At 41.2% G+C, this 22,738-nt stretch carries 16 protein-coding genes and 1 pseudogene; 6 read left to right on the top strand and 11 right to left on the bottom strand.

Features of this window, described 5'->3' with window-relative positions; all coding sequences use genetic code 11:
* Positions 1-57 precede the first annotated feature (57 nt).
* Entirely contained in the window at positions 58-888 is an 831-nt protein-coding gene (locus ACM2FC_RS04030; protein ID WP_498479567.1) for a beta-keto acid cleavage family enzyme, read from the bottom strand.
* Complete coding sequence (locus tag ACM2FC_RS04025; protein ID WP_498479566.1) at positions 878-2,227, bottom strand: aspartate aminotransferase family protein; 1,350 nt, start codon at positions 2,225-2,227, stop codon at positions 878-880. Before ACM2FC_RS04025 ends, ACM2FC_RS04030 begins: the two co-directional genes overlap by 11 nt.
* A 162-nt stretch (positions 2,228-2,389) precedes the next feature.
* Between ACM2FC_RS04025 and ACM2FC_RS04020 the strand changes: the two genes are divergently transcribed.
* Positions 2,390-3,292 carry a LysR substrate-binding domain-containing protein gene (locus ACM2FC_RS04020; protein WP_498479565.1) on the top strand — a complete coding sequence of 301 codons (903 nt, stop codon included), beginning with the start codon at positions 2,390-2,392 and terminating at the stop codon, positions 3,290-3,292.
* Positions 3,293-3,308: 16 nt separating this feature from the next.
* Here ACM2FC_RS04020 and ACM2FC_RS04015 read toward each other — a convergent pair whose 3' ends face one another.
* Positions 3,309-3,662, bottom strand: coding sequence for a PilZ domain-containing protein (locus ACM2FC_RS04015; protein WP_498479564.1), 354 nt, complete (start codon positions 3,660-3,662; stop codon positions 3,309-3,311).
* 270 nt (positions 3,663-3,932) lie between these two features.
* Between ACM2FC_RS04015 and ACM2FC_RS04010 the strand changes: the two genes are divergently transcribed.
* Positions 3,933-4,646: a class I SAM-dependent methyltransferase gene (locus ACM2FC_RS04010; RefSeq protein WP_498479563.1), complete on the top strand. Its 714-nt coding sequence runs from the start codon at positions 3,933-3,935 to the stop codon at positions 4,644-4,646.
* Positions 4,647-4,737: 91 nt separating this feature from the next.
* On the opposite strand, the gene metE is transcribed toward ACM2FC_RS04010, so the two are convergent.
* The gene (metE, locus tag ACM2FC_RS04005; protein ID WP_498479562.1) at positions 4,738-7,059 is read right to left on the bottom strand and encodes a 5-methyltetrahydropteroyltriglutamate--homocysteine S-methyltransferase; all 2,322 of its coding nucleotides are present in this window, start codon (positions 7,057-7,059) and stop codon (positions 4,738-4,740) included.
* 274 nt (positions 7,060-7,333) lie between these two features.
* Here metE and ACM2FC_RS04000 point away from each other — a divergent pair, with 274 nt between their 5' ends.
* Entirely contained in the window at positions 7,334-8,245 is a 912-nt protein-coding gene (locus ACM2FC_RS04000; RefSeq protein ID WP_498479561.1) for a LysR substrate-binding domain-containing protein, read from the top strand.
* A gap of 16 nt (positions 8,246-8,261) precedes the next feature.
* Here the strand turns inward: ACM2FC_RS04000 and ACM2FC_RS03995 are convergent, their stop codons facing one another.
* The 4 genes from ACM2FC_RS03995 to ACM2FC_RS03980 form a co-directional block, all read right to left on the bottom strand.
* The gene (locus tag ACM2FC_RS03995; protein ID WP_498479559.1) at positions 8,262-8,462 is read right to left on the bottom strand and encodes a DUF4250 domain-containing protein; all 201 of its coding nucleotides are present in this window, start codon (positions 8,460-8,462) and stop codon (positions 8,262-8,264) included.
* A 72-nt stretch (positions 8,463-8,534) separates the two neighbouring features.
* Positions 8,535-9,215: an HI_1241 family integral membrane domain gene (locus tag ACM2FC_RS03990; RefSeq protein ID WP_498479558.1), complete on the bottom strand. Its 681-nt coding sequence runs from the start codon at positions 9,213-9,215 to the stop codon at positions 8,535-8,537.
* A 53-nt stretch (positions 9,216-9,268) separates the two neighbouring features.
* Positions 9,269-11,740: an EAL domain-containing protein gene (locus ACM2FC_RS03985; protein WP_498479557.1), complete on the bottom strand. Its 2,472-nt coding sequence runs from the start codon at positions 11,738-11,740 to the stop codon at positions 9,269-9,271.
* A gap of 98 nt (positions 11,741-11,838) precedes the next feature.
* A complete protein-coding gene (locus ACM2FC_RS03980; RefSeq protein ID WP_498479556.1) occupies positions 11,839-14,313 on the bottom strand; it encodes an EAL domain-containing protein in 2,475 nt (824 codons plus the stop codon).
* Between the two features lie 179 nt (positions 14,314-14,492).
* On the opposite strand from ACM2FC_RS03980, the pseudogene ACM2FC_RS03975 reads away from it, so the two are divergent.
* The 3 genes and pseudogenes from ACM2FC_RS03975 to ACM2FC_RS03965 all read left to right on the top strand — a co-directional run.
* Positions 14,493-16,646 (top strand): annotated as a pseudogene (locus ACM2FC_RS03975) (YgiQ family radical SAM protein); the annotation flags it as partial.
* Between the two features lie 160 nt (positions 16,647-16,806).
* Entirely contained in the window at positions 16,807-17,697 is an 891-nt protein-coding gene (locus ACM2FC_RS03970; RefSeq protein ID WP_498479555.1) for a substrate-binding periplasmic protein, read from the top strand.
* A 333-nt stretch (positions 17,698-18,030) separates the two neighbouring features.
* On the top strand, positions 18,031-20,469 hold the full coding sequence (locus ACM2FC_RS03965; RefSeq protein ID WP_498479554.1) for a glycoside hydrolase family 2 TIM barrel-domain containing protein: 2,439 nt from the start codon (positions 18,031-18,033) through the stop codon (positions 20,467-20,469).
* Positions 20,470-20,550: 81 nt separating this feature from the next.
* Here ACM2FC_RS03965 and ACM2FC_RS03960 read toward each other — a convergent pair whose 3' ends face one another.
* From ACM2FC_RS03960 to ACM2FC_RS03950, 3 genes are all read right to left on the bottom strand, one after another.
* Positions 20,551-21,042, bottom strand: coding sequence for a DedA family protein (locus ACM2FC_RS03960; protein ID WP_498479553.1), 492 nt, complete (start codon positions 21,040-21,042; stop codon positions 20,551-20,553).
* Positions 21,043-21,222: 180 nt separating this feature from the next.
* Positions 21,223-21,540, bottom strand: a complete 318-nt coding sequence (locus ACM2FC_RS03955; RefSeq protein WP_498479552.1) for a hypothetical protein — start codon at positions 21,538-21,540, stop codon at positions 21,223-21,225.
* 327 nt (positions 21,541-21,867) lie between these two features.
* Positions 21,868-22,611, bottom strand: a complete 744-nt coding sequence (locus ACM2FC_RS03950; RefSeq protein WP_498479551.1) for a TerC family protein — start codon at positions 22,609-22,611, stop codon at positions 21,868-21,870.
* Between the last annotated feature and the right edge of the window lie 127 nt (positions 22,612-22,738).

Here is a 22,738-nt window from a genome sequence, read left to right as displayed (position 1 = left end):
ACCAATCATCACTAGAACGAGCGATATCACATTTTTAGTCAAGGTTGTGGTGCGTATTTATTCAAATAAATAGCAATTACAGTGACGTTTATACTCATGCGCGTTAAAACGTTGGATTCCATAAGACTCAGCTAACGCTGTAATCTCACGAACTTGACTGGCATTGCTTGGAGCGAGGGTTCCAAAACGGTCGAAGAGGTTGTTTTCAAAACCTACCCTGACGTCACCTCCTAGTAGCATCGTTGCAGTCAAACAGTCGAACTCTTTATTCCCAAAGGCGCACGCTCCCCAACGTTCATTTGCGAAAAGCTCTTCACTGAGAAAAGGTACTAGCCTATTGGGAGTGGCAACTTGCCGATCATGATAATGACCAAGAACAAACAATGTGTGACGTCCCTGCTTAGGCAAAACGTTCTCTTGGCATAGCTGCAAATATCGCAATGCATCTTGTCTGTCGTATAGAATATATTGAGCAAGAATATTTTTCTCTGATACCCAATGAAAAAAATCTATCGTTTTAAAGTCATTGGTAGAGCTTGGTAAAAGCTCCCGCAATGCAAAAGATACAGCGGGAGGCTGAACTTCTTTTATGAGCCGCATCTGATGCTGTGGAGAATAACGTCCGACTGCTTCAGTAGTAAGCTGAATAATTACGCTATCACCAACTGCAGCTTGTAATGCATCATGCAATTTAAAATTAGCGTCAATATCCAAGGTGTGCTTGCCCGACTCATCTCTCGCATGGACATGAACCATAGTCGCACCAGCGTCGCGACATTCAACGACATCATTTACTATCTCACGCGTTGTGACAGGCAGTTTCCCATGGTCAGTTTTTTGTTTTCTCGCGCCGTTAGGTGCAACGATTAACGCAATTTTACTCGCCATTCTTTGCTAGCTCCCAATCTCTTGCCGCCATAGTTATCGCTTCCACCAACTTATCGACCAGCTCTTCTAGTTCAGAATCACAAATGATGTATGGAGGAGCCAGAAGGATATGATGACCGTTAATTCCATCAATTGTTCCTGCCATTGGGTAGCACATCAATCCCAATGACATTGCGATTGATTTAATTGATAAGTGTGCCTGTGTAGATGAATTTAGCGGAACCTTGCTCGTTTTATCAGATACCAGTTCAATACCAATAAATAGCCCTCGGCCTCTAATATCACCAATGTAAGGTCGTTCAGATAATTTAGAGCGAAGCATTTTCTTTAATTTCTGTCCGCATACTCGAACTCGGCTTAATAAATCTTCTTCAATTATGGTGGTCACTGTGGCTAAAGCCGCTGCACATGCGACTGGGTGTGCCATAAAAGTATGCCCGTGTTGAAAGAAGCCACTTCCCTGACTTATTGCGTCATATATTTTTCGACTTGTTAATACTGCTCCTATCGGCTGATAACCAGCAGCGAGTCCTTTGGCTAAAGTAACGATATCAGGAACAACGTCTTCTTGCTCAAAGGCATAAAAGCTACCCGTGCGCCCAACGCCACACATGACCTCATCCAGTATTAATAGCACTCCATATTTGTCGCATACCTTCCTTACATACCTAAAATAGGACTGGGTTGCCGTCAAAGCTCCAGAGGTAGCGCCAACAACAGGCTCTGCAATAAATGCCATGACTTTTTCTGATCCGATTCGCAAGATTTCCTGCTCTAACTCATCGGCTAATCGCTTTGAATACTCAAGTTCAGACTCATCGATTTGTTTCTCACGATATGGATAACAAGGAGAGACAAAGCGAATATCAGATAAAAGTGGTTCGAATGGCGCCCTTCTCCAGAAATTTCCACCCGCACTAAGTGCTCCCAAGGTATTTCCGTGATAGCTTTGCCTTCTTGCAATCAGCTTGCATCTCTGTTTTTGTCCAACTTCCATAAAATATTGCCTTGCCAGTTTGAGCGCAGACTCTACTGCTTCTGAACCACCACTGACAAAATAAACATGGCTTAATGGCTCCGGTGCAAGTGTACAAAGCAACTCAGCAAGCTTTTCGCTAGGTTCAGAGGTAAAAAAGCCTGTATGAGCATATGGAATAGCCTCAATTTGTGAGAATATCGCTTGCTTGATGGTCGAATGGCTATGACCAAGGTTAGAGACAGCTGCACCTCCACATGCGTCTAGGTAACGACTACCTTCACTGTCATACACATATACCCCTTCTCCTTTTTGGATTTGGGGAAATTTGACGTGGCAATGCCGATGAAAAACATAAGACATACTTAAGCCCTTTTTCACATAATTTATTGTGACTTAAGGTATTAATATCACTGAAATCCACCTGCAATAATCGAATAGTTTTCCTACCCCATGAGGAAATGGAATACCATAATACATAATAGCTATCAACATTAAACGATCTTCTTCGACCAACAACTCGCTATGCAATCAAGTCATTTTCCTACTATAAAATCGCTAAGAGCGTTTTTAGCTACTGCTTCAACATTGAATATTTCTAAAGCCGCCGAAAAATTATCGGTGACACAAGGCGCGGTCAGTAAACAAATATTGGCTTTAGAGACACAATTAGGCCAAGCTTTATTTATTCGGAAAATCAATGGACTAGAACTCACAGAGGCTGGAAGAAGATACCTACCAAAGGTCACAGAAGCGATACACATTATAGAGTCATCTACCGCAACGATGCTTCAATCTGCCCCTTCTCGGGACCAGCTCAATATTAGCGTCACTCCATCCTTTGCAAGCCTTTGGTTAATTGGCAAGTTAGAGCGATTTATAAATAGGTTCCCTGAGTTACAAGTGAACATTCATACCAGTGACAACTCTTTAGGCATTGTTAGCAGTGATTATGATATTTCCATCAAGTGTAAACCTTTGGCGCAGCATTACGAACAGTCCCAATTACTTTGTAAAGAAAACCTGATCCTCATTTGTTCAAATAAAGTGTTCGAGCTTAATCCAATACATTCGAAGGGCAACTTAGCCTCTCATCAACTCATCCCACATTTAACTCGCCCCCAACTGTGGCAACAATTTATGACTGAGCAAGGCATTAAACTCGATTTAAACTTCCACCCTATAGGCCATGAACATTATTATATGTCGCACTCTGCGGTGCTCAATCATCACGGGTTAGCTCTATTGCCAGACTTCATGGTAGCCGACTCACTGGAGAGAAAGCTTGTCACCAACCCGTTAAACGCGAAAATAGCGAGCCAGTATGGTTACTACTTAACGGTTCCACACTACAAAAAAGACATTCGAAAAATAATGGATTTTTGCTACTGGCTAAAACAAGAATTCCAACCTTTGGCAGGTCAATGAAAAGAGCTCTCTAAGGCTAATTCGAATTTTTGTTAAATAGAAACGGATACTTACGTCTCAAACGTATTTGTTCAGAAACCATATGCTTGAAACTTGGCCCTTGCTTTAATTTCAAAATGACCTCGTCCCCATCAAATCGTAAAATGGCTCCTTCTATCTCAATCAACTTGTCTCCATGCAACAGTAATACGCCTTTCATCGACATACCTCTATAAAGTACAGAAGCGTTTGCCATAACAACTCGGATCCCTTTCTCAGAGACTTCTGCCACCGAATATTTTCGGTCTTTTAATCGAACAACAGGGCGAGCCCGCTTAGGATAACGCAAGCGAAAGTACTTCCGTTTTTGTTCTACCGAGTCATCTGTCATATGTTACCTCAGGCTAAGTAGATGTTTATTGAACTACTAATCAGTTTAGATACCATCAAACATTTAGAGTAGAAATTTACGAAATCGAGTGCCAAGTATTTGAGGAAGGTTCACTATACTCTATTGGATAACTAATTTTTCACTATGCACTAAACAGCAACTACATCACACAGTTTGATACCGTCGTTCAATTAACTGCACGAGAGATTTACTTTTACAAACCAGAGAGATATACCAGATAGTCACGACATGCGAAAATGGTAATGTAAAATGACAAAGGAAACAGATCATATAGATATCATTTTGAATACGCACTCTAACTCTCCGTCATACTCCTCTGCCGACGAGAACGAGCTTTCAAGTGAAGAGTTTTTGACGATTCAAAGAGACTTTTTCGACGAAGAATCAAGCTGGTATGCTTCAAAGCAGTCGAGACCAGAATTTGTTGAACCAAGGCTGAGTAAAATCGCCTCCAGCCCACTTAATCATATCGACAATAATCGACACGAAACGAGCCATATTCTCGATGTTGGTACTGGTACCGGAGTGCTAATAAAGTACATAGAACAGTTATTCCCCAATGCATGTATACACGCTTTGGATTTATCGGTTAATCAGCTCGAACAAGTTAAATTACAATACCCACAGGTACAGGTTTATAACTGTGACGTATCTACCTTTAGCAATGACGTTAAACACGATTTAATCTATTGCAATGCTTGTTTTGGCAATTTGCAAGATCAAGCTTGTGCCTTAAAAAACATGGCTAAGCTATTAAATGAGGATGGCTTGATAGTCATCAGCCATCCTCTTGGATCCGCATTTGTAGAAAGCCTGAATCGGAGCAATTGTGTAATAGTCCCCAACTCTCTCCCAACTCAACGAAAAGAGATAAATAGCCTGATAGGTTCCACAAAACTTTCTTTGGTTGAGCTTGTCGACCTCGAAGGGCTGTATATCTGCATATTGAAGAAAATCGACTAGCCCAAATTTAACGTATACTCGAACGTATTCACAATTTTATGTCCGTTGAATGAGCGACTAGTAAGTCGCTCATTGCTATTCACCGCTTCGACTAAATTGAAACATGTTCCTCAATGACTTTCTTGCTATCGCGCTTTTTTGCCCACTGCTGGCGAACCGATTTGGCTGCAGCAACCAAATTCTTCAAGGCTGCTTCGGTTTCAGGCCAACTGCGAGTTTTAAGACCGCAATCAGGGTTCGCCCAAAGGCGCTGGTGTGGAATTTTTTCCGCCGCTTTATTGAGCAGGTTCTCTATCCACTCCTGACTCGGAATATTTGGTGAGTGGATATCATAAACACCGGGACCGATTTCATTTGGATAGTTAAACTCTTCAAACGCTTTAAGTAACTCCATATTTGAACGAGATGTTTCTATTGTAATCACGTCTGCGTCAAGAGCAGCGATAGACTCAATAATCTCATTGAACTCGCTGTAACACATGTGAGTGTGAATTTGTGTCTCAGGTTTAGCACTCGCCGCAGACAGCTTAAACGCATCGACAGCCCAGTCGAGGTACTCCTGATGTTGCGTTTTCTTAAGTGGTAAACCTTCACGAATCGCGGGTTCATCAATTTGAATAATATTGATACCCGCATCTTGCAAGTCGGCCACTTCATCTTGCAGAGCGAAGGCTAATTGCTCAGCTATCTGCTTGCGCGAGATATCTTCACGTGGGAATGTCCAACAAAGTATCGTCACTGGGCCAGTTAACATACCTTTCATCTGTTTGGAGGTTAGTGACTGAGCATACGCAGACCATTCAATGGTGATTGGCTTATTACGTTCAATATCAGCAACGACAATAGCGGGTTTCACGCATCGAGATCCGTAGCTTTGCACCCAGCCAAACTTGGTTGTTTGGAAACCTTGCAAGTTTTCGGCGAAGTACTCCACCATATCGTTCCGCTCTGCTTCTCCGTGTACAAGGACATCTAAATCCAATGCTTCTTGGCGTCTAACTGCATCTTCGATGTGGCTTTTAAGGATCGCTTCGTATTCTCTCTCATCGAGTTTGCCTTGCAAGAAGTCTCGACGTTGAACACGGATTTCAGATGTTTGTGGGAAAGAGCCAATCGTCGTTGTAGGCAGTATTGGCAACTTCAGCTTATCACGCTGTATCTTAGCTCTTTGATCATAAGGGAAGCTTCTGTCTACCGATTCCTTTGTAATGCTCGCTATCCTATTTTGGACTGCTGGTTTGTTAACCTCAGTAGATGTGCGTCTCGCAATGACTGGCTCACTATACGCTTGGCACTCTGCAATAGCGACTTCATCACCATCAAGCGCCGCAGCCAATATAGCAACCTCAGACACTTTTTGCTTAGCAAATGCAAACCAACTTTTTGTTTCATTGGACAAGTTAGTCTCCAAGTCCAGATCAACTGGGCTATGAAGCAATGAGCAGGAACTCGCTAACCAAAGTCTATCACCCAATTTATCCTTAGCGGATTGCAGTGTGGCTAACTGCTCCTGCAAATTAGCCTTCCAAACATTTCGACCGTTTATAACACCGGCAGATAAAACCCAATCGCTTGGTAGGTTTTCTACTATCGTATTGAGTTGTTCAGGTGCAGCAGATAAGTCAACGTGCAGTCCATTTACGGGCAAATCTGTAATCCGCTCGATGTTTTCTTCGATAGAGTCGAAGTAGCTGGTTAGCAACAGTTTTACCTTACCTTGCAGTACTTGATAACTGGTAGAGAACGCCTCAAGCCACTTATTTTCTAACTCTAGTGCTAGTATCGGCTCGTCAATTTGTAGCCACTCCACGTTTAACGCTTCAAGTCTCGCGAGGATGTCTTGGTAACAAGTCAGTAGTTTAGGTAGTAGAGACAAGCGGTCAAAGTCATTTTCCACTTCCTTACCTAGATACAAATAACTGACCGGGCCAAGTAGCACCGGTTTAACTTGATGGCCAGCTTGCTTTGCCTGTTCTATTTCGTTAAACAGTTGTGGCCAGCTTACTTCAAATGTTTGTGACTCGCTGAATTCCGGAACAATATAGTGATAGTTCGTGTTAAACCATTTGGTCATATCAGATGCAGCCCCACAACCACAATCAGATTGGGAGCGCCCTCTCGCCACTTTAAACAAGGTGTCTAAATCTACCGATTGAGATTGATGGCGCTTTGGCACATGACCAAGCAGTAACGACGTCGATAGAACATGGTCATACCATGCAAAGTCACCAGCTGTCACATATTTAAGTCCCGCATTTGCTTGAACTTGCCAGTGCTTAGAACGCAAGGAAGCCCCGACTTCTTCAAGCTCTTTCTTATCGATATCTCCACGCCAATAATTTTCTAACGCAAACTTAAGCTCTCGTTTATCACCAATTCTCGGATATCCCAATATATGAGTCGTTGTAGCCATTTATCTTTCCCTTCTTTTCTTAGCTCTTAGCTCTTAGCGAACTGCCAGTTATGGATGTCTAGATAGCTAAAATATCGCGTCAATCCTTGAATTCAGCAATATCCAATTCTTCAACCGTATGATGAAGAAAATTCATGTTTGTAGTGAAGCTCGACGTGCTAACGCTTCGAAAGGTATTGGCAAGAAAACTTTAGACGTCTAGACGTTTACAAAAGAGAAATTTCCGATTACTTTAGTAACATTCAATATTGGAAGTTGATTATTAGGATTATTCATGATCGAGCTTAAACATCTGAGAACACTGAGTTGCTTGAGAGATACAGGCTCACTGACAGCGACAGCAAGAGCTCTGCACCTCACTCAGTCTGCACTATCCCATCAAATCAAAGATATTGAAGCGCGCATTGGTGGCCAGCTATTCTTCCGTAAAACTCGCCCAGTAAAGTTCACAGCTGAAGGTCAAATAGTATTAAAGCTTGCCGATGAGGTGCTACCAAAATTTGCTCATGCGGAAAATGAGCTCGCTGGATTAAAAGAAGATGTCAATGGAAGGCTACATATGGCGATAGATTGCCACTCCTGCTTTCAATGGCTCATGCCAGCTATTAAGGAATATCAGATCAATTGGCCAAGTGTATCGCTCGATTTTTCTTCTGGGTTCGGCTTTGAACCCTTACCTGCATTATTGGCGGGTGACTTAGATTTAGTCATTACCTCTGACATTCACCCGAGATCAGAAGTGCACTACGAGCCATTGTTCGATTTCGAAATGCGCTTAGTAACGTCGATTAACCATCCATTGAACCAAAAAGATGTCATAGAGCCAGCCGATCTCGCAGATGAAACCATGCTCAGTTACCCAGTTCAGAAGCAACGACTCGATGTGGTTAAACACTTTTTACAGCCAGATGGTATTGAGCCAGCAAAATGGAAGCAGGCGGATAATACTCTCATGCTAGTCCAAATGGTTTCTGCTGGTCTAGGGGTAACTGCGCTACCCAACTGGGCTGTGAGTGAATTTTCACTTCAAGGGTTGGTTCAGAGCAAACCTCTGGGCAAAGGGCTTTGGCGACGTCTATTTTGCGCGACCCGCCACTCTGAAAAAGACAAACATTACCTACAAGCTTTTTTCAATACCGCTAGACAACAATGCAAAAACCATCTTGACGGTATCAAGATGGTTTAGGTGAGTAATCTGGATTTTATCTGTCGTACGCTTTGAACTGGTTAGTCACTCTATCGTATTGATAGCCCAGCATATCTAACTTCCCAATCACATTTTCTACATCCATTTCATACATGCTAACCAGTTCCTCAAAACTGTCACACTCTAAGCGTAGTTTTTCATTGACGATTCCCAGTAAAATCGTGCTATCAAGGCGGTGGACATTACTTAGATCCATACGTGAACTCCTTACCAATCAGGCTCACTGTAAAGCATACTCCTAACTTTTTGCTTAAAAGGTGACCGCAATCTAAACTACGAACAATCCTAAGCTATAGTAGGAAGACGCAAGCAACAAGACGGTACTAATTATCAATTGTGATCTTGCTGGAGGTTTCGAGAGGATGATATGTGTGCACCAAATAAGGACACCAAAGATTAACAGCAACAAACCAATAATAACCTGATTAATTAGTGGTGTGATGTTTTCTACCAATAACCCCCGAGTATGAATAAACACAACAACAACCAGCAAGATTGAAGATACTACACCGCAAACAGGTAAAATACGATGGAAGGCTTGCAAACGAGTTCTAGCGAAGGTTAACAATAAATGGGCAAGCGAGGTGCCTAATAGAATAACCAAAAGCACAACGGCCAAGCTGTAGCTAATTGTAGTTTGCTGATATACCTGGATTAGAACCACTAGCCCTGCGAATACAGAGGACAATTTCAATATCCACATTGGCCCTTTATCTTTTGTCTTCGATGTTTTCACTCTCGAGAAAAAGTAAAATAGAGGCAGCGCAACCAAAATAGCGGCAAACGAATACAAACAAGCGACCAACCACAGTACTCCAACAATAGGCAGTAGCTTATGTACTCTTCCCCTCTGCCCTGGGCAAATATCCCCTTTGATGAGGACAAGAAGAAGTAGAAGTTGAGCGCCTAATAGCATTGGTGGAACAAATGGTATAACGTGGAAAATCATGATCTACAAACTGGCAACAATATAGGGTTTGGATAATATCAAACTGATGTAATTTAGCTATTGGCGAAGTGGGATAAGAGATCTTGATCAGTAATCAAACCTAAATATTGTCCCAACTCATCTTCAACTACCCAAGGTGCTTTTATTCCACTAGAAATCAAATCAGGTATTTCAGAGACTTTGGTATTAAATGGAGCACGATAAATATCTGTGCGCATCACGGTATTCAAGGTTTTTTTCCAAATCACTAAGTCTTTCGTTGTTTCGAGTTTTGAACCTGCAGTAGGTGATAAATAAAGGTTTAGCGTTTCCCTATCAATCACTCCTACACATCGTTTGTCATACAAGACTGGAATCACGTTAATATTAAATGAGCGTGAATCAAAATATTCTTTGGCTTCTTTTACGGTATTGTCTGGCCTTAATGTCGGAATATGGCTGTGACAAATATTTAAAATCCCAATACTCAATACGCTGGATTTACGACTTAGAAAATCTTCTAGTTGCTCTTGGTAGTCCCAAGCGTGCTCTAACTCAGACAGGGGCAATGGTTTGGAAAAAAAGTACCCCTGTATATAATCCACTCCAATACCACATAAGACTTCTAGCTCCTGACGAGTTTCGACGCCTTCAGCGACCACCTTCACCGCCAACGTATGGGATAAATCGGTAATCGACTTAACGATATGATACTTATGCGTCCCAACCTTGATATCAGTGACAAACTCTCTGTCAATTTTTAACAAATCAAAGTTACAGTCGCTTAAATAAGTGAAGGAAGAGTATCCGGTGCCAAAATCATCAATCGCGACACTAACACCATGCTCACGAATACTTTTTATCAAAGATTCCTGACTCGACTCGCTATCGAAATAAGCACTTTCCGTGAGCTCCAAAGTAATTAATTCGGGTGTACTGGAGTACTCAGCAATCATTTTCTCCGCACTTCGCAATACTTGCTCCGCACCTAGTTTAGTATTCAATGAGCGATTAATCGTCATGCCTAAATTTTTGCCAAACCTTTTATGGATAATATTTAAATCATCAATAGACTTTCGACCAACACACCAATCCAGCTCAGCGACAAGCTCTAGATCTTCGGCAATCGCCACCATTTCCTGCGTGTTCAACATACGACCGTTGCTGTCTTTAAATCGACACAAGGCTTCAAACTTCACCACATCCCAGCTTTGAGTATCTACGATAGGTTGATAAAAAACCTCTATTCTTTTTTCCTTGATACTTTTAATCGTAATATCTTCTAGCTCTTTCCTTCTCAGAACTTCCCTATGAATCGTTCCATGATAGAAGGTAATCATGCCTTTTCGATCGCTTGTCTGCTCAAGCATTGCCTGTACCGCATGAGATACTAACTGTTTGGGATTATGAGTATCATGGTCCATAACCGACACGCCGACTTTTCCATTTACAATGGCTTCATGTACCGAACTGCCAGCTTGACGATTCAGAGACAAAAAAAATCGACGAATCGCTTGATGAATAAGCCGAGTTTGCCCCGGGCCAACCTTTTTATCGCACTCTAAACTCACGACAAAGTGGTTATTTCCCAAATATCCCGCAACTTTAGCTTGTTGATTTTTTCCTAACTCTTCAGACAACTTGGCTTTGACATCAAACTCTAAGTCCGACGGAAAATTAGGAAGGAAAGCGACAACCATACAAAGAACATCATCTTTAAAATCCAGCCAACGGTTAACCACTCGTTGGGTAAACTGCTCCTCCGTCGGTAATTGAGTCAATAATTCAACACCACCATGTTCGACATCTTCTACCCTATATAAGTGATCAGAGAGGTCGACATACCATCCCATGTAGAAAGTTCTGTCATGTACCGATAGGCGTTGAACCGTCAATTCTTGGGGGACAATTTGACCATTGGCTTTTCGAATCAATATTGTTCCTGTCCAGTAGCCTCGATTTTGTACCGCAGACCACATCGTATGATAAAACTCTGGACTGTGTTTGCCTGAATTGAGGATGCTTGCGGGCTGGCCAACTAGTTGCTTTTTCGCGTAGCCAGTATTAGACGCAAAGTAGTCATTGGATACCAGTATATGATGTTCACTATCTGTAATAACAATTCCATGATGTTGATTATCAAAGATTTGGTGAAATAACGATCCAATATCGTGACCGCTAGCAGGAAAGAAAAATAAAGGATAAATAACACCAGTTACTTTACGGTCATTGACAGGAGGTTTGACGATAAATTCAACATAACAAACCCGCTCACTTTCGAGTAGTAAAGAACAACAATAAGTAACTGGTTTATTCTGCTCTATGCAACGCTCCACGCTTTGGCTCAGCTCATTTTGTGATTCTAAGCTTAGAGCAGAAAGCATAAATTGTTCTTCAATATAAGGTAATCTAGACGAAAAGACTTTTGAAAATTGCGTTTTATCCAACTCAACAGCTCTCTTATCTGCGTCCCATTCCCAACTCAAACTAAACTGAGTTGCCTTCCGGGCTACGAGAGCTTTTTCATCCATGCGTTGTTGTATCATTATTGCGCCTTCGAACACTCATGGCATTCCTTGCCACCACTTAAAATTGCTATTGATACTAATAACATTAGGATATTTTCAAATAGATTACATTATTGCTATTGCTCTGACATCCACCGAAGTGCGTCGAATTGGGTTATAACTCCCTGATATTTATCAAACTCATCAACTAACACCCATGGAAACGGCTTTTCTTCTTTCACAAATTTTACAATGTGCTCCCGATTTGTTGTACACAACAATTTTGTCAAGTGCGTTTTCATAATCTGGTTAATTGGTCTCATCCAAATTGCAGCCTCTTTAGACGTCTCCAGATCGGTCCCCATGGTGGGCGTTAAATGGAAATTCAATTCAACTTCGGTAATCACTCCCACACACTTTTTCTCGTCTATTACCATAACAGGCTTATCTGGAAATGATTGCAAATATTGATAGACCAAAGACAGTGGTGCCCCAGGATCAACTTGAAAGACGTCATCCGATTTAACTACTGACATCATGGTTTGAGAGCATGCATACTGCTGTTGCTTCTTGAACAAATCATACAATTTGTCCTTGTAATCGCTCGCTCTTAATATCTCAGTTAACGGTAGAGGCTTGGAGAAAAAAAAGCCTTGCATGTAATCTATCCCTAAAGATTTTAAAGTTAGCATTTCCTCGGCAGTTTCCACTCCTTCAGCAACAACTTTAATACCTAATTTATGAGAAAGTTCGATCAACATTTTCACAATTAGATATTGATTACTGCCAGCATGAATGTCAGTAATCAGTTCACGATCAATCTTAAGAAGATCGAACTGGCAGGTGGTAAGATAGCTCATTGAAGCATAGCCAGTCCCAAAGTCGTCAATCGCTATCTTTATTCCCTTACTTCGCATTCTAGAAAGCAATTTAGATTGTTTGACATCACTATCGAAATACGCTGTTTCCGTTACTTCAATTGTGACTAAAGAGGGATCTTCAACGTACTGATCGATCAAATTATATGCGCTCTTCAATACCTCGACTGCACCAACTTTAGTGTTGAACGAGCGATTGATAGTCAGCCCGATGTGTTGGCCAAAGACTTGCTGAATAGCGTTTAGACCTTGCATAGAGACAATACTGACCGCATCATCCAGTCCGTAAACAAGATCCATATCTTCTGCCAGATTAATCATTTCCTGGGTAGTAAAAGGCTCTTCTTCATCCTTAGCAAATCGGCACAGAGCTTCAAACTTGGCAATCTCCCAATCTTTGACATCAACGATCGGCTGATAGTGCACCTCTAATGCTTTCTGATCAATAGAATTTAAAAGGATCGATTCTAAGCGTTTTCTTCGCTCTAACTCCTCGTGGATTTTACTGTGGTAAAAGCTAACGTTACTTTTGCCCGAATGGTTTTCTAGCATGGCCTGAGTCGCATGAACCACGGCCCTTTTGGGCAGCTGCGTATCTAACCCAAGTACAGATACCCCTATTTTTCCTTTAATAACTCGCTGGTGAATTGTGTTTCCTGATTCGTTTTTTATCTCTCTAAAAAACGCTTTCATGGCTTGCTGCATTGACTGAATCTGCGTCACCCCTTTGTTCTCATTGTATTCAATACAGACCGCGAAAATGCCCTCTTTTAAGTATCCACTGAGAGTCGCTATTTGGCTATTTGAAAGCATGCAAGCAAAGCTCATTTTTTGTTCGTTAAGCGTACTTTCTTCAAACTGTGGCTGCATTACAATCACAACTCTTCTTACTTCAAGTTCTTCAGCAGATTCGCACAATTCTTCTAGCATAGATTCAAATTTCGCACGCGTAGGTAACTGAGTCAAAAACTCAACGCCCCCGTCCGATTTTTCAGCAACACGATACAATTCACTGGTGACATCCAGTGTTAGCCCAAAGAAGTATTGCTCACCACTTTCTGTCGCGACTTTTTGTAGTGTTAACTCCTGCGGAAAAACGCTACCGTCTTTCCGCTTAGTTAAAATCGTCCCTGACCAAAACCCTTCCTTGCCAACCTGACGCCACATGTTTTTGTAAAAATCTGCAGACATTTTGTGAGCATTAAAGATATTTGTTTTTTGGCCAATTAGTTCTTCTAACTGATATCCTGTCTGCGACTCAAAAAAACGGTTACAGGATAAAATGCGGGTTTGATGATCAGTGACTAATATTCCATGGTGGGAGTTGTCAAATAATGACTGAAATATGTCAGAAAAATCCTTGCGAGTGGAAACCAAAAGTAGAGGCTTGATTGTGCCACTTATTACATTCGCGTCCTTGCGATTTATATGTAGCTGAGCTTGAAAAACAAGATGAAGCTTTGAAGCAATAGTGACACCAATCCGCTCACTCTCCCCAGAAGTGAGCACCTTTTTAATAACATCACGTAACGATCTACCCTGAGTGCTAGACATGAATGAAAACAAATTAATATTTCTTATTGTCCGGTCAATGCCCAGCAACACGTAAATACTGTCATCCTCAAAGTTAAACTCACCACTTTTTAGGTCCAGAGCCCAAGCCACCTGCGGATAACCTACAAGATTTTTAAGCTCGTCTGTTGAGCTATGTGCATCAGATATTAAGCCATTCACCTGCGCTTCCACCTTTTTCAATCCATTGTCATATAATCATCGCCTAATTTATCAAATTGTTTAATTGAGTAATTATTCTTATGTTGCGTTGTTTACAGAGTTAATGAAATGAAATGTAACGCTAGATCAACGCCAGCCGAGTCGCTATAATTCGGTCTCCCTAGCTCGAAGGTTAAATTATGTACAGCGAAGTCACTCCTATTCATCAACAAAAAAAATACTGGGCAGAATGTTTTGGCACTGCTCCGTTTTTACCCACCAGTAAAAAAGAGATGGATGAATTAGGCTGGGACAGCTGTGACATTATCATTGTGACTGGCGACGCGTATGTTGACCACCCTAGCTTTGGGATGGCTATTGTTGGTCGTCTCCTTGAAGCGCAAGGGTTCCGAGTTGGTATTATTGCCCAGCCGAAATGGCATGATAAAAATGCGTTTATGGCTTTAGGTAAACCAAACCTCTTTTTTGGTATTACCGCTGGTAACATGGATTCAATGATTAATCGCTACACCGCTGACAGAAAGCTGCGTCATGATGATGCTTACTCTCCGAATAATGAAGGGGGAAAAAGGCCAGACCGAGCAACCTTGGTATACTCTCAACGCTGCCGAGAAGCCTATAAAGAAACACCTATCATTCTAGGCGGAATCGAAGCAAGTTTAAGACGCATTGCCCATTACGATTACTGGTCAGATAAAGTCAGACGATCGATTTTATTCGACGCAAAAGCCGACTTATTGCTGTTTGGCAATGCAGAAAGAGCGCTTGTAGAGGTGGCTCATCGCCTTGCAAACGGAGAAGCAATTGAAACACTAAACCGAATTCGTGGTACAGCGGTTATCTTGCAGGCTGAACCAGAAGAATACAAAGTGATTGATTCTTCAAGAATTGAAAAACCGAGTAAAGCTTCATTCGTTGCGCCTAATCCCTATCAAGTAGAAGAGCAGTGCGATGTAAAAAAGCCTGAAAAGCAAGAAATCAAACCAGTCACTGTTCAACCTTCAAGACATGATGCAAAAACTACGGCTGTCAGACTTCCTCACTTTGATAAGCTCAATAACGACCGCATCCTATATGCTCACGCTAGCCGAATTATGCATCTCGAAACCAACCCGTATTCCGGTCGTGCATTAATACAAAAGCACGGTGACAGAGAGCTCTGGGTGAACCAAGCTCCCATTCCTCTTACTACAGAAGAAATGGATTATGTGTTTGGCCTGCCCTATGCGCGTGTACCTCACCCTAAATATGGTAAGGCTAAGATCCCAGCTTACGACATGATAAAAACGTCCGTTAATATCATGCGGGGGTGTTTTGGCGGTTGTTCATTTTGTTCAATTACTGAACATGAAGGTCGCATTATTCAAAATCGTTCAAAAGAATCAATCTTGGATGAGCTGGAAGAGATACGTGACAAAGTTCCGGGGTTCACCGGCACGATATCCGATTTAGGTGGTCCAACCGCCAATATGTATCGCCTAGGCTGTAGCGATCCAAAAGCAGAAGCAAACTGCCGACGTCCCTCTTGTGTGTTCCCGGGAATTTGCAACAAGCTTAATACCGATCACAAACATACTATTGATCTGTATCGCTCAGCGAGAAAAGTAGATGGCATTAAGAAGATTATGATTGCTTCAGGTGTCCGTTATGACTTAGCCATTGAATCTCCAGAATACGTTAAAGAGCTAGTGACTCATCATGTGGGCGGTTATTTAAAAATTGCACCTGAGCACACCGAGAAAGGCCCATTAAACCTGATGATGAAACCGGGTATGGGGACTTACGATCGCTTCAAAGAAATGTTTGAGAAATACAGCAAAGAAGCTGGCAAGAAACAATATCTGATTCCTTACTTCATATCAGCTCACCCGGGAACGGAAGATGAAGATATGCTGAATCTAGCCCTATGGCTTAAGCAGAACAATTTCGAGTGTGACCAAGTACAAAACTTCTATCCGTCACCGATGTGCAACGCTACATCAATGTACTACTCAGAAACCAACCCTTTGAAGCGAGTCAAGTACAAAAAACGCGAAGAAGTCCCTGTTGCCAAAGGCGACAAGCAGCGCCGATTACATAAAGCTCTGCTTAGATATCACGATCCTGATAACTGGCCAATGATACGACGAGCTCTCACCGAAATGGGGAAACAATATCTGATTGGAGATAAACCCAACTGCCTTATCCCAGCAGAGGACGACGACAAAAAAACACCCGCTCAAAGACGAAAGTCTGGCCGTCACGGTTCCAATCGTTTCGCAACTAAGCACACAAAGAACCAACCTGGATTTGATGCATTGAATAGTAAGCCAAAAGGCAAAGGTGGTCCGAGAAAGAAGCCCAAGCGTCGTTAACTACGCCGATTAAAGCATCGAAATGAATTTGTCCACGTATAATTAGGGCTAGCTAAATAGAGCTAGCCCTCTTTTGTAATACAAGATAAAAACAACCAACTATAATTAAGCCAAATTTACTCAATATGGACATTGATAAATGAAAATTTGGCTTTTGCTACTCTCTGCAATCATCACTTTAGGACATCAAAGTGCCGTATCAGCTAACTCTAAAGATGTCATTAAGTTGCCTAAACTTTTAGTGGAAGACGACAAAAGATTTGTTTTTCCAACTCATGTGCTTCGACTCGCATTGGAAGCAAGTCGTGATAAGTATGGCGACTACGAAATAGTGGTAACCAAATGGTCCGGAAAGCGTAATCGCATACTCAAAGAACTGGAAAAAGGTGAGCGATTAAATGTTCATGTTGCTGCTACTCGACCAGAGTGGGAAGAAAAAGCCATACCGGTCTATTTCCCTGTTTTGAAAGGCATATTGAGTTATCGAATTTTTTTAGTTCACAAAGACAACCTCGCACAGCTAGAGCAAGTTCAGTCACTCGACGACCTTAAGAAGCTTCGTGCAGGCGTTGGAGCGCAGTGGTCCACAACCAAGGCGCTTAGAAAGGCAGGAGGATTCAATATCGTTACCGGTTCTACCTACCTAGGTTTGTTTGCAATGCTTGAAGCAAAGCGATTTGACTATTTTGTTAGGGGGATAAACGAAGTCTTTGTTGAATATGATGATAGGGTCAATGAATATCCGAATATGGTTGTTGAACCCAACCTAGTATTGGATTTGCCACTTCCTTGGTTTTTCTTTGTTTCTCCCAATGAACCTAGAATTGCAGACCGAATTAATTATGGGCTGCATAAAATGAAAGATGACGGATCGTTTGATAAAGAGTTTTTCAAGTTTCATGCAGATAGCATTGAGCGAGCCAACTTATCTAACAGGACGTTGCTCAAAATGCAGAACCTCACCCTGCCTCCACATAAGATTTATGACGACCCAAGCTATTGGCTGAACCTAAAGGATATTCAAAATTAGTCTTTGAATATGTAGACATTGCTTTTTTGTCAATATCTTAGATAAGTTCATTCAAAAGGTTTCTATAAAGAACAGTTATCTAAAAAGCTAAAAGGTGTGCTCTATGTCACTTTATGACATAGAGTATTCATCAACACACTCACAACTGTTGCACCAATATTAAAATTGGTTTACCTTTCGGTTCTGTTAGGTATTGGAATTTTAACTTTACGCGCTGGCTGTTGCCAAATTTCATGTTCTCCTACACCAGCTATTCAGCCAGCTTTTGCCATTGTTTTAATTCTCCTTAAAACAATGGCTTTTTTATTTCCAGAATAACTTCAAGGTAGAAGTATGAGCACCCTCCTCGCTAGACAAACCATAAGCTTTAACGACAACTGGACTTTTCAACTTTCTAACCGCTCTCCGATCGCGGAAAACTGGCAAACCGTTCAGATACCACATGACTGGAGTATTAAACAGCCGTTTTCTTCATCAAATGATGGCGCTACGGGCTACCTACCTGGAGGTGAAGGTTGGTACAGAAAAGTATTTAATAACCCGTTGCATAACAGCACATTTGAAGTCGCGTATCTCATTTTCGATGGTATTTATAATCGAGCCACCATTTATCTAAACGACCAGAAATTAACTTTCCACCCGAATGGCTACACGCCTTTTTATTTAGATATCAGTGATTATTTACAAGACGAAAATGAGATGCTGATACATGTTGATCGCAGGAGATATGTCGACTCTCGCTGGTACACTGGCTCTGGAATTTATCGCGATGTTGAACTGGTTTTAGCGCATCCTACTCATGTGGCTATTTGGGGCAATACCGTATCTAGCCAGCTTTTACCTTCTGGCCAAGCCCACGTTGAACAAACACTCACCATAAACAACTCTGAAAGCACGCAACTTTCAATAAAGAGTGAGATTATCTCTGTATCCAGCAGAGAGCACATCACGCAAAGTCAGATCAATGCTTCTTTTGCTGAGCACGACAATAAACAAACATTGGATTTTTTTATTCATGCACCTTCCCTGTGGTCACCCGATTCTCCCCAACTGTACAAGTTGGTCACCAAGGTGTTTGAAGAAAATACAATGATTGATCAAGTTGAAACGCAATTTGGCATTCGTAGTATTGAGTTTAACCCTAAAACCGGGTTCTACCTCAACGGCAAGAACACAGATATTAAAGGAGTATGTTTGCATCAAGACGGTGGACTTGTCGGTACTGCGGTGCCGGATATTATTTGGAAACAGCGGCTATTCAAACTCAAAGAGTGCGGTGTCAATGCGATTAGAATAGCGCATCACCCAGCAGCAAGGAATCTACTTCGACTCTGCGACCAAATTGGTATGTTAGTTCAAGACGAGTTTTTCGATGAATGGGATTACCCCAAAGACAAGCGCTTGAACATGAACGAACAACATGAAGATTTTATTAGCCGAGGTTCAAGTGAGTATTTCCAAGAATTCGCTGAGCAAGATTTAAAAAATACTATCCGCTGTCATATCAACCACCCTTGTATTTTTATGTGGAGTATTGGCAACGAAATCGAATGGACCTATCCAAGAAATGTCGAAGCAACCGGCTTTTTTGATGCTAGCTGGGATGGCAATTATTTCTGGAGTCTGCCACCCAATAGCAAGGAAGAGATTAAAAACCAGCTTGATAACTTGCCTCGCCATAAATACGATATCGGCAAAACCGCGCAAAAACTAGCGGTATGGACGAAACAATTAGATACGACGAGACCTGTCACAGCCAATTGTATTCTACCTTCAGCTAGCTATGAATCCGGTTATGCTGAAGCGCTAGATGTCATCGGGTTTAGTTATCGTCGAGTGATTTACGATTATGGTCACGAAAACTACCCAAGCTTGCCAATTGTTGGTAACGAGAATTTACCCCAATGGCACGAATGGAAAGCGATTCAAGAACGTGAATTCGTCAGCGGGTTATTTTTATGGACTGGTGTGAACTATATGGGCGAGACTCATAATCAATGGCCAACAAGAATTACCAATAGTGGCCTTCTCGATTCTAGCGGTAGAGAAAAGCCAGCATTTCATTTATATCGCACGCTATGGACTGAGACTCCAACCGTTTATATGCATAGCGCTTTAGCAACAGAGCGAGAAGTCATATTTAGTCAAACTGACTTTACCGTTCAAGCGAGTGATGAAAACGCATGGGAGCAAGAATTATGGGTTTGGAAAGACAGCAACCAACATTGGAACTATCAACCTGGTGATTGGGTGATTGTGGAGGCCTTCACTAATTGCCAAGAAGCAGAGCTGTTTCTTAATGGTAGGAGCTTAGGAAAAAGAACACTCGAAGAGCAAGCTGATCGCACCTTAAAATGGGCAGTACCCTATGAAAATGGCACTGTTGAAATAAGAGCAAATATTCATCAGAAAACGGCTGTTTCCTCTTCGATAGTCACCGCTGGGGAAATTGCGAGTATCGGTGTAATTTGTGATGATCACGGAGAGAAATTCCAGCGATTGGTACGAGCTAAACTATTGGATGAAGATGGAAACCCTATTTCCCATAAAGACACAGAGATCTGCTTCGAGCTATCTGGAAATGCCCAAATAGTAGCGATAGGTAATGGCGCAATAGACAGCGTCACACCACATTACCTTTCTCAAATCGAAACGTACAAAGGCGAAGCACTGGCTCTGATTTCGTTAAATAAAAACAATCATCAAGAAGTGATCTTAACCTTAAGCTGCTCCGAAGGTGTCACTACGAAACACAATATTCCCCTGTCTTAATACAAATGCCTCTAGGGCATGATGACCCACCTAGAGGCATTGTTTCTCGATTCAATCACCCCAAGCAAGTTTTAGATAGGTTTAGCTCTTATTATTTTTTAAACGATGAAGTAGCTTAATCATAACAGGTGACACTGAAACAACCACAAATAGAATAACAAGGTAAAATAAATTATTGTTTATCCACTCTACCTTGCCTAACCAAAATCCCGTAAGTACCAGAACGTTAATCCAAAATAGTGCTCCTAGAAAGCTCAACCCATTAAACACTTTGTTAGACATCGTTGAATACCCAGCCACAAATGGGGCAAATGTTCTCACGATGGGTAAAAAGCGTCCTAGAATAATCGCGATCACGCCATATTTACTAAAAAATACATTCGCATACTCAACATGATGATGACTCAACCAATGGTGTTTCAAGCTCTTTTTCTTTAAAAATCGGGCAATGTAAAAGTTTGCTAAGTTCCCCAAGTAAACAGCAAAAACAAGTAGTGCAATAATGTATAGTGGGGAGCCTCCTGAATTAGACAAGTATATTCCCGTAGAAAACAACAACGTATCTGCTGGCAAAAAGAATAAGAAAATAATGCCCGATTCAAAAAATATTATTGCTGAAATAATTGCAAAAAAAATAGTGTTTCTGTGTTTGAAGGTATTGAAATGGTTCGAATAAAAATTGATCTATTTGTTCCATAAATATATTTGTAAATCCATATTGGAGTAGAACTGACGACCAAAACCAGACGTAGCTTAGTTGACGTCAAGATATCGTTCAAAAAATGCGTTACAAGATAGGTAGACCGCCGACATTGCACATAGAAGAAACGGCATGAGCACTCCACCGATAAGAATATAACTAGCCAGATGATAGTTTTTTGCGACAACAATAGGGTCAACGAAAACAGCTTGCACGAGCTCTACCCATGTTAGCGATGAAGGTAACAGATAAAAAATTAGCGCACTCATCAAAGATAAAAAGCTAAAGAAAATAAAGGAATAAATACATAGTGATACCCAATCATTAGTTGTGGCTTCACGACTTAAAACTTCTATTTTTATATCTTCCATTCGTCCTCTCATTCTGCTATTACTAATTTCTTGATATATTGTTTATATTTAATCGATTAAACTTCTACTTTTATTTAATCTCATAAAAATAACGAACAAGTTCTAATATACGATAATTATATCCCCTAATAAATATTATATCCTTCAACTCAGTTACCAAACAGAGTACCTATTTATCTTTACTCATATTTTCTGAAATTTAATTATCCAAAATTCATAGATCAATTCAAGAATATTAATAGACATGAACATCAAAAAAACATAAAAAACAAGTTACATAATGGTGTTTATATAGATTATTATCTTTGTCTCGACGATTTATTAGATTTATGGCGTTTCTTTTGTTTTAGAGGATGGGTTCACAGAGTACTTTGTCATCAGCCGAATATGGCATAGCTCGAGCACAATACCAAAGACCATCGCAAAATAGACATAACCTTTATTGATATAAATGGCGAATCCTTCAGCCATTAGCAACCCGCCAAGTAGCATCAAAAATAGTAAAGCCAGAGTTTTGAAACCTGGATACAGAACAACGAGGTGATTGATCTTATCCGCCATCAGTATCATGATCACCGCCGAAGACAGTATTGCTACAATCATAATAGGAATATTGCTCGTTAATCCTATCGCTGTGATCACTGAGTCCATAGAGAATACAGCGTCAATAGCCACAACCTGCAGCAATACAACAGCAAGTCCAGTTCTAATATGAGTAGAATAGCCAGCTTCATGGTGGGTCAGCCAAAACCAAAGCTCCCTGATACTTTTTAAAAATAGAAAAGCACCACCTGCAATCATAATCAAATCATGGCCAGTAAAACTGATGGAAAATATATCCAATACTGGTTGTGTGAGTGACATTACCCACGATATAGAAAAGACTAGTGAAATACGAGCTACGACGGCTAGAGAAATACCCAAGTTTCGCGCTAATTTTCTCTCAGAAACCGGCAGTCGTTCGCAGAGCACAGAAATAAATACCACGTTATCGACGCCAAGTACGATTTCTAGGACTAAAAGCGTAGCGAAAATAGCCCATGTATCAGGTTGTATGAGGAGCTCTAACACTGGATCGTCTCCTGCATAAAAGAAAGGTCCTGCCGACTAAAGGGGTCGTCCATGTATATTTTGTTACCTCTGTTATATAGACACCCCTAGTTAATCAACCAACTGAATAATTTGCAATCACAGAGCA

It is taken from the genome of Vibrio sp. A37, from assembly GCF_059777565.1.
The sequence above is the reverse complement of the archived record's forward strand: the minus strand, read 5'-3'. Positions and strand labels throughout refer to the sequence as shown.